Annotated in this window: 14 protein-coding genes and 1 tRNA gene; 14 read left to right on the top strand and 1 reads right to left on the bottom strand. The window is 36.9% G+C overall.

Annotated features, from left to right (window positions below):
• Positions 1-38 precede the first annotated feature (38 nt).
• The 5 genes from B5D25_RS05890 (at position 39) to B5D25_RS05870 (ending at position 3,802) form a co-directional block, all read left to right on the top strand.
• Positions 39-1,010 carry a DHH family phosphoesterase gene (locus B5D25_RS05890; protein WP_078787034.1) on the top strand — a complete coding sequence of 324 codons (972 nt, stop codon included), beginning with the start codon at positions 39-41 and terminating at the stop codon, positions 1,008-1,010.
• The gene (gene truB, locus B5D25_RS05885; RefSeq protein WP_078787033.1) at positions 1,007-1,918 is read left to right on the top strand and encodes a tRNA pseudouridine(55) synthase TruB; all 912 of its coding nucleotides are present in this window, start codon (positions 1,007-1,009) and stop codon (positions 1,916-1,918) included. The genes B5D25_RS05890 and truB overlap by 4 nt, the downstream gene beginning before the upstream one ends.
• A 43-nt stretch (positions 1,919-1,961) precedes the next feature.
• Positions 1,962-2,864: a bifunctional riboflavin kinase/FAD synthetase gene (locus tag B5D25_RS05880; RefSeq protein ID WP_078787032.1), complete on the top strand. Its 903-nt coding sequence runs from the start codon at positions 1,962-1,964 to the stop codon at positions 2,862-2,864.
• A gap of 35 nt (positions 2,865-2,899) precedes the next feature.
• Positions 2,900-2,971 (top strand) — tRNA-Arg (locus B5D25_RS05875).
• Positions 2,972-3,082: 111 nt separating this feature from the next.
• A complete protein-coding gene (locus B5D25_RS05870) occupies positions 3,083-3,802 on the top strand; it encodes a hypothetical protein (RefSeq protein ID WP_078787031.1) in 720 nt (239 codons plus the stop codon).
• A gap of 127 nt (positions 3,803-3,929) precedes the next feature.
• Here the strand turns inward: B5D25_RS05870 and B5D25_RS05865 are convergent, their stop codons facing one another.
• A complete protein-coding gene (locus B5D25_RS05865) occupies positions 3,930-4,418 on the bottom strand; it encodes an Lrp/AsnC family transcriptional regulator (RefSeq protein WP_078787030.1) in 489 nt (162 codons plus the stop codon).
• A gap of 125 nt (positions 4,419-4,543) precedes the next feature.
• Between B5D25_RS05865 and B5D25_RS05860 the strand changes: the two genes are divergently transcribed.
• The 9 genes from B5D25_RS05860 (at position 4,544) to B5D25_RS05820 (ending at position 15,130) form a co-directional block, all read left to right on the top strand.
• Entirely contained in the window at positions 4,544-5,263 is a 720-nt protein-coding gene (locus B5D25_RS05860) for a pseudouridine synthase (protein WP_078787029.1), read from the top strand.
• A 55-nt stretch (positions 5,264-5,318) separates the two neighbouring features.
• On the top strand, positions 5,319-6,887 hold the full coding sequence (locus B5D25_RS05855) for a helicase HerA-like domain-containing protein (RefSeq protein ID WP_078787028.1): 1,569 nt from the start codon (positions 5,319-5,321) through the stop codon (positions 6,885-6,887).
• 8 nt (positions 6,888-6,895) lie between these two features.
• On the top strand, positions 6,896-8,851 hold the full coding sequence (gene ligA / locus B5D25_RS05850; RefSeq protein WP_078787027.1) for an NAD-dependent DNA ligase LigA: 1,956 nt from the start codon (positions 6,896-6,898) through the stop codon (positions 8,849-8,851).
• A 38-nt stretch (positions 8,852-8,889) separates the two neighbouring features.
• On the top strand, positions 8,890-9,096 hold the full coding sequence (locus B5D25_RS05845) for a DUF896 domain-containing protein (RefSeq protein WP_078787026.1): 207 nt from the start codon (positions 8,890-8,892) through the stop codon (positions 9,094-9,096).
• A gap of 301 nt (positions 9,097-9,397) precedes the next feature.
• The gene (locus tag B5D25_RS05840) at positions 9,398-10,243 is read left to right on the top strand and encodes a histidinol-phosphatase HisJ family protein (protein WP_078787025.1); all 846 of its coding nucleotides are present in this window, start codon (positions 9,398-9,400) and stop codon (positions 10,241-10,243) included.
• Between the two features lie 12 nt (positions 10,244-10,255).
• Positions 10,256-11,185 (top strand): homoserine O-acetyltransferase MetA, encoded by a 930-nt coding sequence (gene metA, locus B5D25_RS05835; protein ID WP_078787024.1) that lies wholly within the window; start codon positions 10,256-10,258, stop codon positions 11,183-11,185.
• 37 nt (positions 11,186-11,222) lie between these two features.
• A complete protein-coding gene (locus tag B5D25_RS05830) occupies positions 11,223-11,732 on the top strand; it encodes a hypothetical protein (protein WP_078787023.1) in 510 nt (169 codons plus the stop codon).
• A gap of 391 nt (positions 11,733-12,123) precedes the next feature.
• A complete protein-coding gene (locus B5D25_RS05825) occupies positions 12,124-13,917 on the top strand; it encodes a transglutaminase domain-containing protein (RefSeq protein WP_078787022.1) in 1,794 nt (597 codons plus the stop codon).
• Positions 13,918-14,179: 262 nt separating this feature from the next.
• The gene (locus B5D25_RS05820) at positions 14,180-15,130 is read left to right on the top strand and encodes an ABC transporter ATP-binding protein (RefSeq protein WP_078787021.1); all 951 of its coding nucleotides are present in this window, start codon (positions 14,180-14,182) and stop codon (positions 15,128-15,130) included.
• The last annotated feature ends 3 nt before the right edge of the window (positions 15,131-15,133 follow it).

The raw sequence follows: 15,133 nt of genomic DNA, 5'->3' as shown, positions 1-15,133 counted from the left end.
TCGGTGTATTCGTATGAGTTATTTAATGAGGAATAATGATGATAACAGACATTAGAGACAAAGGGAAAAAATTGCATAAGCTTATTTCTGCAGCTGCTTCTATTGCTATTATCGGACATACAAAGCCTGACGGAGACTGCATAGGCTCTATACTTGGTTTGTATAATTACATAAATACAAACTATAAAGACAAGAAAATAGATGCATTTGCAGAAGCATTTCCATCAAGTTTTAAGATATTATCAGGAGCAAGAAAGGTCAAACATGAGCCTCTAGATACATGTTACGATCTTGCAATATCTGTGGATGCGGCTGATACAGACAGACACGGAAAATTCGCGCCTGTTTTCAGAAATGCAATTACAACATTTACTATAGATCATCATGTGAGCAATACCGGTTTCGGAGATATTTGCTGTATCGACGGTGGTTCATCTTCGGCATGTGAAGTGATATGCGAGTTGATTGATCTTGAGAAACTTACACCGGAAATAGCTGAATGTTTATATCTTGGTATAGTTCATGATACCGGCGTATTTAAATACAGCAGCACAAGCAGAAGAACTATGGAGCTTGCGGGCATTTTGATTGAAAATGGTGCAAGACCGAATATAGTTATTGATGAGACTTTCTACAAAAAGTCATATAAACAGAATCTTCTTATGGCTAGAACTGTTCTGGAATCCGAGTTACATGCCGGCGGAAAGATCATTTCGGGATATATTTCGAAGCAGATCTTTAAGCAGTTTAAGGCTACATCGATGGATACTGAAGGTATAGTTGAACAGCTTAGACTTACTGATGGTGTCGAAGTTGCGATATTTATATATCAGGTGGCCAGAAAGTCATATAAATTCAGTCTTAGATCAAAGAATTATGTTGATGTCAGTGTGATTGCCACAGAATTCGGTGGCGGCGGTCATGTACATGCAGCGGGATTCGAGATTGAAGGTAATGTTGATGATATACTTGGAAAAGTTATTACTATGGTAGAGGGACAACTTAAGTGATAAATGGGGTTCTAAACATTTATAAAGAACAGGATTTTACTTCTTTTGATGTGGTAGCCAAACTTCGTGGCATACTTCATCAGAAGAAGATAGGCCATACAGGTACTCTCGATCCGCTTGCGGAGGGAGTACTGGTTGTGTGCCTTGGGAATGCAACAAAGCTTTGTGAAATGTTGACTTCCGACACAAAAGAATATGAAGCGGTTCTTAAACTTGGGGAATGTTCCGATACGGATGATATCGCTGGTGAAATCATTTCAAATGAAGGATATATTGTTCCTGATGAAGATACTATCAGGGATGCAGTGATGTCATTTGTTGGAAAATCCATGCAGATTCCGCCTAAATATGCAGCGATTAAAGTTGATGGTAAGAAGCTTTATGAATATGCAAGAGAAGGAAAGGAAGTTCCGAGATTTGAAAGACCGGTGGAAATCTTTAATATAGATATCCATGAGATAGATTTTCCATTTGTAAGATTCACGGTTAAGTGTTCAAAGGGCACATATATAAGAAGTCTTTGCAGAGATATCGGTGATAAACTTGGTACCGGAGGTCTGATGTTCTCGCTTCTTCGAAGACAGACGGGAAGGTTCCTTCTGGAAAATAGCCTGAAGCTTCATGAGGTTGAAGAACTTATGAATGAGGGTACTATAGAAAAAGCGGTTCTCCCAATGGACAGTCTTCTTTTGGATTATCCTTCTGCGAATATTAAAGATGATTTTATGAAATATCTCCTTAACGGCAATAAATTACATGAGGATTATCTTGATATTTCTGAAGAAGACAGAGAAAAGATTCTTCTTGGAGAGATATTCAGAGTATATATGAATGGCAATCTTGCGGCATTATACAGATATGACCGGGAGAGCGGTATGATGAAGTCATATAAAATGTTTTTGGCTTAAATATATACAATGAAAATGTTTTATCAGAATATGGTTGGTTGAAATGATTATTGTAAATGACATAGATGAATTAAATACCTTGGATATCGGTAATTCCGCAGTTACTATCGGTAAATTTGATGGACTTCACAGAGGTCACAGACTGCTCGTCAATAGAATATGTATGCTGAAGGAAAAAGGACTTTCTTCTGTTGTATGTATGATTGAAATGGGCAAAAATGGTATCATTTCTCATGAAGAAAGAGACATGGTGCTGGAATCCATGGGTGTTGATTATCTTGTTATCATGCGATTTACCGAAGAATTTGCCAAGATGTCACCGGAAGAATTTATATTTAAATTTCTGAAAGATAAGTTATCAGCTAAGGAAGTTGTTGTTGGAAGCGATTTCAGGTTCGGATATAAAAGAGAAGGAAATGTCGGAACGCTCAAGAAGTTTGAAGATAAATATGATTATAAATGCGAATTCTATGACAAACTTGAATATAATGGCGAAGTTATAAGTTCAACCATAATAAGAGATGCTCTTGCTGATGGCAATATTTTACTGGTAAAAGCAATGCTGGGAAGAGATTACAAGATAGAAGGCGAGATAATTCACGGACAGCATATGGGAACTGGAATAGGATTTCCGACTATCAATCTTTCTTTTGAGAAGGAAAGAATTGTGCCGAGATGCGGTGTATATGCTTCAAGGATAAAAATTGCCGGAAATGAATATAAAGGTATCAGTAATATCGGACGTAAGCCGACTGCCGGAGAGTTCGATGTTAATGTAGAAACCAATATATTTGATTTTGATAAAGACGTATATGGAGAAAATGCTGAAGTTATTCCTGAAAAGTTTATTAGGGATGAAATGAAGTTTGGTTCATTTGAAGAGCTTAAAAACCAGATCGCAAGAGATGTGGAAAGCGTGAAAAAGGCATTTGAGTATGGACTCTGAAAAGTCACCGGATAAGCGTCCGGGATAAAATATAAGCATCTGTAGCTCAGTGGATAGAGCAGTGGCCTCCGGAGCCGCGTGCGTAGGTTCGATTCCTATCAGGTGCATTACATGATTAATGGTTTATAATATAAAATCTCGACGGGGATTTATATGAAATCATATAGACGGAATTTAAAAAGAAATAAAACGGGTTTTCTAAAGAATGGTGGTGAATCATGACAAAACAGCAGGCTCGCAAAAATAGATTAAAAAAGATCAAATTGCTTGTATTTATTTGGGTTATATTTATTATGGCTGTCGGCGCAGGAGTATTTTTATATATCAAAAATTATAAGAAGATCAAAGATGCCGTGGACAAGAAAAATAATAAGATTTATGAGACGAACAGTATTCCTGAAGTAAATGAATTGATGGGAACTTATCTCAAGGCTCTTACTGAGTGTGACCAGGAAACACTTATGAAATGCACAACTGATCCGAGTGCTTTCATGGATATGACTGATTACAAGAATAGAGCTGATAAGGTTAGAGGATATAGCGATATTAACTGCTATACTGTTGAAGGACTTAATGATTCGGATATAATCTGCTTTGTCATTGCTAAGGTCACATTAAAGGATGTTGAGAGTACTCCGAAGGATATCATATGCAGCTATCTTGTTAAGCAGGACGGTAAGTATGTTATAGACAGTGGTCTCAGTACTGAGAAGATTGATTTCATGAATGAAAAGATCCGAGAGAAAGACATTCAGGCTCTTTATAAGAAAGTTAAAGCAGACGAAGATAAGTGTCTTAAAGAAGATGAAACACTTAGAAAATTCTATGAAGAGATCGGAAACGGTGGCAACAAAACCGAAGATATATCCAAAAAGAAGACTGAAGAAATGTCTGAAGAGAAGTCTGAAGATAAATCGGAAGAGAAATCAAAAAAGTAAAAATCAAAGTAATAAAAGCATGTAACCATTGAAAGGGTACATGCTTTTTTAAGTCTTTAAGTATGTGTTTATACGTTTGAGAATAGCATATGTTTGTGCTATAATCACTTGTGTTATGACCGGTTTATTATTCCGGATCATTCTTTTCGGATACAGCTTCATCATCCGACTCTGTTGAGATACCGGTTATGTTGATACCTCTGTGTTTAACAGGTGTAGAGAAGACTATCTGTGTTTCGGTTTTACCGAATTCCTGAAGATGTCCGATGAATGTATCCAGTTCAAGAGTACTTGTGAAACAAACTTTTATAAGCATTGAATAAATGCCGGTTACACAGTCGCATTCAAGAACATTAGGACATGAATCGATAAAAGGATAAAATTCCGGTTTCTGCTTAGGATCTAAAGCAAGGTTGATAAATGCTGTGATGTGAAAACCAAGTGTTATTGGTTCAATATCAGCATGATATCCGCTGATGATTCCCTGCTTCTCAAGTCTTTCGATACGAGCAGAAACTGCAGGCGAAGACAGGAAAACCTGACTGGCCAGATACTTAAGAGGATATCTTGCATTTTCCTGAAGAAGATCAAGTATTTTTTTATCTATTTTATCCATAGGATTGTACCTCGATTCTTTTTATACTGTAATGAGTATACATAACTATATTAAAGAAATCAAGGTAAAAAGCAAATAATATTTAGCTAAAATAAAATTTAACTTTAATTATAAAGGTGACAAGCATGGCAGAATTAAATGATAAGGGAATAAGGATCAACAAATTCCTTAGCGAAGCCGGAGTTCTTTCAAGAAGAAAAACGGATGAAGAGATAGAGAAGGGGAATATCACAATAAATGGGCATATTGCTGTTATGGGCGAGACAGTTCATGAAGGCGATGAGGTTAGGTTTAAAGGGAATCTTGTAAGTGCCAAGAAAAATGATGTGATTATTCTCTACAACAAGCCGCTTGGTCTTGTATGTACTTCCAAAGAAGCTGATAAAGACAGTATTTTCAGAAAACTGGATTATCCGGGAAAACTTATATATGTCGGAAGACTTGATAAGGATTCACAGGGGCTTCTGCTCCTGACAACAGACGGTGATCTGGCTAACAGGATACAGAAATCCAGAAATAATCATGAGAAAGAATACGTTGTAAGAGTCGATAAAGATATAGACGAGAATTTTATAAAAGGCATGAGAGGCGGAGTTCCTATACTCGACACTGTTACAAAGAAATGTAAATGTGTAAAGCAGGGAAATCGTTCTTTCAGAATAACAATTACCCAGGGGCTGAATCGACAGATCAGAAGAATGTGCGAATACTTTGGTTATAAGGTTGTATTTCTTAAAAGGATCAGAGAGCTCAATATTGAACTGGGGAATCTGAAGCCGGGTGAATATAGAAAACTTACTCCGGCAGAAGAAGCAGAGCTTAGAAGACTGGCTGATAAACAGTAAAGCGAGATTCAGAAGACTGGCAGACTAAAATTATTGGGACGAACGGAGGTATAAGATGTTATTTGACGGCAAAATTTTGATCGGTAAATCAGGTGATGAAGAGATATATATTTATCCTCGAATGGCAAATAGACATGGACTTATTGCCGGGGCTACAGGTACAGGAAAGACAGTAACCCTTAAAGTTCTTGCAGAGTCATTCAGTGATGCGGGAGTGCCTGTATTTCTTGCTGATGCAAAGGGTGATCTCTCGGGAATGATCAAACAGGGAGAAATGAATGAGAATGTTGCAAAAAGAGTTGAAAAGCTTTCCTTGGAGAAATACAGTTTTGCGCTTAAATCTTATCCTACGACATTTTGGGATGTGTATCAGACAAGCGGATTAAGTCTTAGAACTACAATCTCGGAGATGGGACCGCTCCTTCTTTCGAGAGTGCTTGGCTTAAATGATACGCAGACAGATATAATGACGATAATCTTTAAGATAGCTGACGATGAGAACTTACTTCTTATCGATACAAAAGACCTTAAATCTATGTTAAAGCATGTTTCCGATAAGGCGGACACTTACAGTGTTACTTACGGAAATATGGCAAAGCAGAGTCTTGCAGCTATCACAAGATCTGTTGTGGCACTTGAATCAGAAGGTGGAGAAATATTCTTTGGAGAACCTGCCATCGATATTAAAGACTGGTTTATTCCTGAGTTCGACGGAAGAGGACGTATACAGATACTTAATTGTCAGCAGCTGATGCAGAGTCCGACTATGTATGCCACATTTATGCTTTGGCTTATATCAGAGCTTTTTGAACTCCTTCCTGAGGCAGGTGATCTTGATAAGCCTAAGATGGTATTCTTCTTTGATGAGGCTCATATGCTTTTTGATGATGCACCGAAAGCGCTTCTTACTAAGATAGAACAGATGGTCAAGTTAATAAGATCAAAAGGAGTGGGAATTTATTTCGTTACACAGAATCCGAGAGATATTCCTGATTCTGTGCTTGCTCAGCTTGGAAATAAGATTCAGCATGCTCTTCGTGCATATACACCTGCAGAGCAGAAAAATATAAAAGCTGCGGCGGCATCATTTAGAGAAAATCCTGAGATCAATACCATGGAAGCTTTGCAGGCTCTTGGAACAGGTGAAGCACTCATTTCCGTTCTTGATGAAGAAGGTGTTCCTACAATAGTTAAGCAGGCTAAAATCCTTCCGCCTCAGAGTATGATGGGAGCTACTGATGAAAGTGATATAAATCTTAATATCATGAATGATAAGCTCTATATCAAATATAAAGACTTTGTTGACAGAGATTCTGCTTTTGAATTCCTTCAGAGAAGAGCTGAAGTCGAAGAGAAAATGGCAGCTCTTGAAGCAGAGAAACTTGAATATGAGAAGGAAAGACTCGCCAGAGAGAAGGAAGAAGAGAAAGAAAGACAGAGGCTCGAAAAGGAAGCTGCAAAAGAAAGAGAAAGAAGAGAAAGAGAGTATCAAAAACAGCTTGAGAGAGAAAGACGTGAGGCTGAGAAAGAACGTGAAAGAAGACAGCGTGAAATGGATAAGTTCGGCCGAAAGATAACTCAGAGATTTGCCAGAGGACTTTTTGATACATTAATGAAGAGATAGAGGTACGCATGAATAAAGTTGACAGAATTAAAGAATTGGTTGCTCAGTTAAATGAGGCCTCCAAGGCATACTATATGGAAGATAGAGAGATTATGAGTAATCTTACTTATGATGCTCTTTATGATGAGTTGTTAAAACTTGAAGAGGAAACAGGGACTGTATTAAGCAATAGCCCGACAATTAAAGTCGGTTATGAAGTTGTAAGTGAACTTCCGAAGGAGGCACATCCACAGCCTATGCTTTCTTTGGATAAGACGAAAGATCCTGAAGTTCTCCGTGACTGGCTGAATGGTAAAGACGGTGTTATGTCATGGAAAATGGACGGGCTTACTGTTGTTCTCACATATGAAGACGGAGAACTTACAAAGGCTGTAACAAGAGGGAATGGAGAGATAGGAGAAGTCATCACTGCAAATGCAAAGACATTTGTAAATATTCCGGCAAAGATATCCTACAAAGGAAAGCTTTCCCTTAGAGGTGAGGCTATAATATCTTATTCTGATTTTGAAAGGATCAACGCAGGTATAGCTGATGTTGATGCAAAATATAAAAATCCAAGAAATCTTTGCAGCGGCTCTGTTCGTCAGCTTAGCAATAAGATAACGGCAGAGAGAAATGTCAGGTTTTATGCATTTTCCCTTGTTGAACCGGATGATCGCGAACTTGTTGCTTCATTTGAAAATTCATTTATCAAAAGATTTGAGTTTTTAAAGGGGCTGGGATTTGAAGTCGTAGAATATAAAAAAGTGAATGCGGATAATATTATAGATACGATCAAATGGTTTTCTGAGAAGATTTCAGAAAATGATTTCCCATCAGATGGTCTTGTGCTTTCATTTGAAGATGTTGAATATGGACGCAGTCTTGGAAGAACAGCTAAATTCCCAAGAAATGCCATAGCATTTAAGTGGAAGGATGAGCAGGCAAAAACCATTTTAAGGGATATTGAGTGGAGTCCGTCAAGAACAGGACTTATAAATCCTGTTGCTATATTTGATCCTGTTGAATTAGAGGGTACAACCGTAAGTCGTGCCAGTGTTCACAATGTGAGCATTGTCAAAGAGTTTGCGCTTGGTATAGGCGATGAAATTACAGTATATAAGGCCAATATGATCATTCCGCAGATTGCGGAAAATCTCACCCGTTCGGGAAATGTTGTAATTCCTGAGACCTGTCCTTCTTGCGGTGGCAAGACAGTCATAAGAAATGAAAACGGAACCGAAACATTATTCTGTGAAAATGAAATGTGTCCTGCCAAGAATATAAAGGGATTTGCCTTATTTGTATCAAGAAATGCAATGAATATAGACGGAATGTCTGAAGCTACCATCGAGAAATTCGCAGACAGAGGATTCTTAAAGGAGTTTTCGGATTTCTATAAGTTGGATAGATTTCATAATGAGATAGTTACCATGGAAGGTTTTGGAGAAAAGTCTTATATAAATACTATGGATGCTATTGAAAGATCAAAGAAAGTTACTGTCGGTGCATTTATATATTCTCTCGGGATTCCGGGCGTAGGTGTTGCAAATGCAAAGCTTATTGCAAAATATTTTGACGAGGATCCGTTAAAAATCAAGGCTGCCGATGTGCAGGAACTTAGTGAGATAGAGGGTATCGGTGAAGTAATCGCCGGCGACATAGCTGCATATTTCAAAGTTGAGAAGAATATAAAGCAGTATGATGAACTTGTTTCGATTCTTGAGTTTGAGAAGACAGAGATGGCAGCAGAGCAGGATCTGGCAGGGAAAACATTTGTTATCACTGGATCTCTCAACTCATATTCAAATAGAGATGAGCTTAAGGCGGAGATTGAGTCCCGAGGCGGCAAGGTTGCAGGCTCGGTTTCGAAGAATACAACATATCTCATAAATAATGATATTACATCAACTTCCGGAAAGAATAAAAAAGCAAAGGAACTTGGTGTTCCAATCATTTCCGAAGAAGATTACAAAAATTTATAAAATGAATTTAGAAAATAAAAGTTATAAAGGAAGAAATAATGACAGAAGATAAGATTAAGAGAATAAATGAGTTATATCATAAATCCCAGAAGGAAGGCCTTACTGCGGAAGAAAAGGAAGAGCAGCAGATACTTCGCAAGGAGTATATTGCTGCCATAAGAGGTAATATTGAATCACAGCTTCAGAATGTAAGCCTGGTTGGGCCAAATGGTGTAGTTACACCTGTGACTAAAATAAAAAAATAATTCATACCGGAAGATATGAATTATCAATTTCACATTAAAAATTGCATTAAAAAACCGCCAATCGATGTTGGCGGTTTTTTGAAACTATGAAAATTATGAAAAACTATGAAAAGAAGAATTATTTCTCTTTCGATGGTTTTATAGTACAACATAAATATGAACAAAATATGTCATGAATAAAAAATATGTGTAAATTATTAAATATGTTTTTTCAACGTGTGTTACTTGCTTTTTATAGCTAAAATTGTGTATACTATATGGATATTAGGTCTTTTTACAGACTTTTAAAAGGAGAAAAGATATGATACCGGATTATCATCTTCATACAGAATTTTCAGGTGATTGTGAGACAAAAGTTTTGGACGTGATTAAAACTGCTGTTTCAAAAGGTATGAATTCAATCTGCATTACAGATCACAATGACCTTGACTTTCCGGATACTCCGGACGATGTAAAGTTTGATCTTAATATAGATGAGTATATCAGATATATGACAGATCTTAGATTGAAACTTCTTACAGATGAAGAGATAAAGCGTTATGTAGGACATGATTCATTTGATCTAAGGATAGGTGTTGAGCAGGGCGTCATGCCAACTACATGTGAAACACTTAACAGTTATAGCAAAGATCATCCGGGACTTGATTTTATCATATGTTCATCACATGTTGTGGATGGTATGGATCCGTATTATCCTGAGTATTTTGAAGGAAAGAAGGAGACGGATGCATACAGACATTATTTTGAGACGATCCTTTATAATGTTGAACATTTTAATGATTATAATGTTTACGGACATGTAGATTATATATTTAGATATGGGCCTACAAAGGCTGAAAATTATAAAAGCGGACAATATCATGACATACTCGAGCCTGCATTTAAGAAAATGATTTATGATGGTAAGGGGCTTGAGATAAATACCGGAAGTCTGTACAGGGGCATGGATTATATGCATCCTCATGACGATATCCTTAGATTATATAAGGATTTGGGCGGTGAGATAATAACTGTCGGCAGCGATGCGCATGATGATATTCATGTCGGACATGCTTTCAAAGAAGCGGGAGAACGTCTGCTGTCATTCGGATTCAAATATTATTGTACATTCAATAATATGAAACCGACATTTCAGAAAATTGATTAAGGAAGTGACATTATGCCAATAAAAATTGATAATGATCTACCGGTTAAAAAAACACTTGAAAATGAAAATATATTTGTAATGGATGAAAATCGTGCGACAACGCAGGATATCCGACCTATAGATATTCTTATTTTAAATCTCATGCCTCTTAAGGAGGATACAGAGCTTCAGTTATTGAGAAGTTTATCCAACACACCGCTTCAGGTTAACATAACATTTATCAGAACTGTTTCGTATGAATCAAAGCATACATCAATTTCTCATCTTGAGCGTTTTTATTCTGATTTTGCTACTGTTAAAGATAGAAAGTGGGATGGCCTTATCATAACAGGGGCGCCTGTTGAGAAGATGGATTTTGAAGATGTAGAATATTGGCCTGAATTATGTGAGATAATGAACTGGGCTAAAGATAATATTACATCAACGCTTCATATCTGCTGGGGAGCCCAAGCCGGACTTTATTACCATTATGGAATAAAGAAGTATGAGCTTCCTAAAAAGCTTTCAGGTATATATAAGCAGAAGACTGTTCATAGAAAAGAAGAGATTGTCAGAGGCTTCGATGATACATTTTTGGTACCTGTTTCAAGATATACAGGTATAAATGAAGAAGAAGTTGATGCCTGTGATTCACTGAGAGTCATAGCTGATTCTGAAGAATGCGGTCCTTATATAATCATTGATAAGGACGGTAAAAATATTTTCGTTAACGGTCATCCGGAATATGATACATATACATTGGATCAGGAATACAAGAGAGATATCAAGAGAGGACTTAATCCTGATATTCCTGTAAATTACTATCCTGATGATGATCCTGCTGAGGATCCTGTTAAGTCATGGCGCTGTCATGCGAACATGCTTTATACAAACTGGCTAAATTATTATGTATATCAGCAGACACCATACGAATGGACCGGAATGAAGAAGAAAAAAGACTAAAAATATATTGCATTACCATTTTGAGGGAGGTATTTATTTGAACAAAGCAGGTGAGATGGTCATGAAGAATCGTATTCGATTTCTTATAATCGGTATATTTATATTATCATCTATTACATTACTTAGTGGTTGTAGTAGTAAAACTAAAGGCGACGACGATAAAAAAACAAAGTATGATGTGGAACGTGTATTTGTTGACGATACCTTCATTGATATTATCGAGGGTAAGATAAAACCTGTGGAGATTATTGTCGGATTCGGCGGCGAAAATGGATATGAGAGTTTTTCTACCAAGGATCCGGATATGATCGATGAGTATATTAACGCTTTTAGAGAAGTTAAAATATCCGAAGAAATAAAAGATAAAGACAAAATGGTTTTTGTTGCGGACGGTATTGTCGATTTCACATTTAAGGTTGATGATGAGACCGGCATTACAATCGGTACAGATCTTGTTAAATATGTTACAGATGATGAAAGAAAAATGCAATTTCATCTGGGTAACACGGACGCAATAAATAGTCTTAACAAGCGTATAAGAGAGTAATAATGGTATTTGTCTGATTATACTTTGTTCGGGGATTTCGAGAATTTACAGTGCCTATGAGTATTAAATGCTTGTAGGTACTTTTTTCTTTGATACTAAGAAACAGTTAGGAAAAAGATATTCTTCAATATTTCACAAAAGAGTGTTTGTTATGCGATAAATATCTGTGATATATTGTAAGGTAGAATGAAACGTATACAAAATGTTCGACAAAAGGAAGGATGAACAGAGATGGCAGAAGGAGAACTTATAAATGCAGGTTATGTTCAGGTTGCAGACATGAAATTGGTAGGTAAAAAATTCGACAGATGGTATGACCTTCTTTGGTATCAGAAAAGAATATGATACGAACCAATTTTGCAGTAAGTGATTAAGTATTTGAGGGTTTACAATGGGAGATTTTCCGGAATCAGAAAACAATTTTAAATATAAACTGAAAAATGAAAATACAGGCAGTAACGATAGTCCGTACTCAGGCAGCGGTAATCAGTATTCGGATAATAACATATATCGAGATGGTACATCGTCTGCAGGACAGTACACCGGTGGCAAGTCCGTATACGATGGAGGGACGAATGAGAATAATATATATTCCGGCAGTAACGGTAGTGAGATAAATGATTCTCCGTACGGAGCTGGGAATGGCAGTGCATACCCTGGTAATTCGAGTGGCAATAATACGTACTCAGGCAATTCAAATGGTATTAATGACCGATTTCAACCTGGCAGCAGCGGCGCATATCCGGGAAATTCCGGTGGTAATACCGTATATCCTGGCAACGTAAACGGTAATACCGCGTACCCGGGTAACACAAATGGCAATACAGTATATCCTGGCAACGTAAACGGGAATACCGCATACCCGGGCAACAATTTTTTTAATGATATACACAGCACTAAGCAGGATTTTAGTTTGTATTCAAACTATTATCTTGGCCCTCAAAAACCAAAAAGGAAAAAGGTAAATTCGGTATTTATCGTAGTGCTTGTCATCACCATGGTGATTGGTATTTTCGGTTTAAGAGTTCAAAAAGAGCGTGAAAAGAGCAGGGCTGAAAGAAACGGCCGTAATGACAATTCAATCGATGTTTATAAAAGTCAGGAAAGAAGTTCCAGAGATCCTTATTTTGTAGATCCGGATGATGAAGAATCTTCATTGTATCGGGGCGAAAATGACAATACTTATCAATATAAGAAAGTCGAATATAACGGCCGTGAGATATTTCCTGATGTAAAGAGTGCAGCGGAATATGTTTCATATCGTGTTGATAAAGGTGATACAGGAAGGATAGCATTTTACCTTGACGCAAAGTGTAAAGAGGATTTTGTCAATTTCTATGACTACTATCACAACGTTAAAGGCAAGCTCGGAATGGATTATATATGGAATGAGATTGACGATAAGCGTGTAAAGATTGAAATTGGAGTGTTCAAGACAGACTGCGGTTATGTTTACAGAAATATAGTTTATGATGAACCGATTCCTGAAAAAATGGAAAAGGCTGTGAAGTTACGTGAAGAAGTTGAAAAGGTCTATAACGAATGTGTTACCGAAGATATGAGTGACTTTGAGAAGGAACTCGCGCTTCATGACCGTCTTGTATGTGACTGCAAATATATAGGTGCAGAATCAGTATATGACGATCAGCATACAGCATATGGAGCACTTGTAACACACGAAGCTGTTTGTGACGGATATGCAAAAGCTATGTATCTTCTTCTTACAAGAGCAGGGATTGAAAATAGAGTGGTTTACGGAAAAGTCAGAAATAACGGTCATGCGTGGAATCAGGTCAAGTTGGACGGAGAGTGGTATATGCTTGACGCCACTTGGGATGATCTGGATTACGGCGCTATAGAAGGCGTGGCTTATCATAAATATTTCAATGTATGTGATTCATATATATATGATTCGCATTCTTGGAATAGAGATGAGTTTTATACATGTAATTCCATGGAGGGCAATTATTATAACTTCCTGGGATATGTATATTCCGATCAGACGGAATTTAAGGAAAAGATAAGTGAAAGATTACAGTCCGGAGAGAAGGGCGTTTATGATTGCATAATTTTAGATAGTTCAAATGTTGAGACATCATTTCTTGCAAATGAGATAAGCGGACCGTATAACGAATTCTACGATTCGCTCAATGGATTCTTCTTCATGAATGTAATCGTTAGATAGCAAATTAAAACCCGATAAAACTTTCAGTACCGATCTGGAGAGTTGGAAATAAGCCAACAATCACGGGTCGGTATTTTTTTGTGACAAATGTCACATGAGCGGATTACGTTTAACACTAATAAATGACATTTATTTGTTATATTATAATGACATGAAGTTACGATATATGAACGGAGTTTACTTAAGCAAAATGATTATGAATCAAAACAAGCTAAACGATGTTTAAAAAGTTAAATGATTTGATATAAAAAGGAGGACTACTATGTCAGAAGTGATAGTTGAAGTTGATAATCTTGTAAAAAGATATAAGGAGCTCATAGCTCTGGACAATTTTAATATGAAGATAAAAAAGGGAGAGGTTTTCGGCCTTTTAGGACCAAATGGTTCAGGTAAGACAACTACTATAAACTGCATTCTTTCACTTCTTAATTATGATAACGGTGAAGTTAAGCTTTTCGGAGAGAAGATGACAAGCAGCAGATACGATCTTAAGAGAAAGATTGGAGTTGTTATGCAGGAAGTTGCAGTTTTCGATGAACTTACCGTATATGAAAATGTTGATTATTTCTGCGGTCTTTACATCAAAGATAAGAAAACACGTAAAAAATATGTAGAAGATGCAATCAAGTTTGTAGGTATTGAAGATTTCAAAAAGTTCAAACCTAAAAAGCTCTCCGGTGGTCTTCTCAGAAGACTGAACATCGCATGTGGAATAGCTCATAAGCCTGAAATAATCATAATGGATGAGCCTACAGTTGCAGTTGATCCACAGAGTAGAAATAAGATCCTCGAGGGAATAGTCGAGCTGAATAATGCAGGAGCAACAATCATTTATACAAGCCATTATATGGAAGAAGTTGAGCAGATCTGTTCACAGATTCTCATTATGGATAAGGGCAAGAAAGTTGCTGAAGGAACCAGCGATGAACTGAAGAGAAAGATCAAAAATACAGAAAATGTCATTGTAGATATTAAAAATATTTCTGAAAAGGATATACAGGGAGTCAGCAGTCTTAATCATGTTTATGATGTGAAATATATGTCAGGAAGACTAACTATCAAGTGTTCAAGCGGAAAGCATAACATTTCTCACGTTATTGATTACTTAACAAATAACAATCTTGATTATGAGAGGATTTATTCGGAACTCCCAACATTGAATGATGTATTTCTTGAGATTACAGGTAGAACTCTTAGAGATAAGGAGGCATAAGAT

The organism is Eubacterium ruminantium (assembly GCF_900167085.1).
Taxonomy (GTDB): Bacteria; Bacillota; Clostridia; order Lachnospirales; family Lachnospiraceae; genus Eubacterium_Q; species Eubacterium_Q ruminantium.
This window is presented reverse-complemented; position numbering and strand designations above follow the sequence as displayed.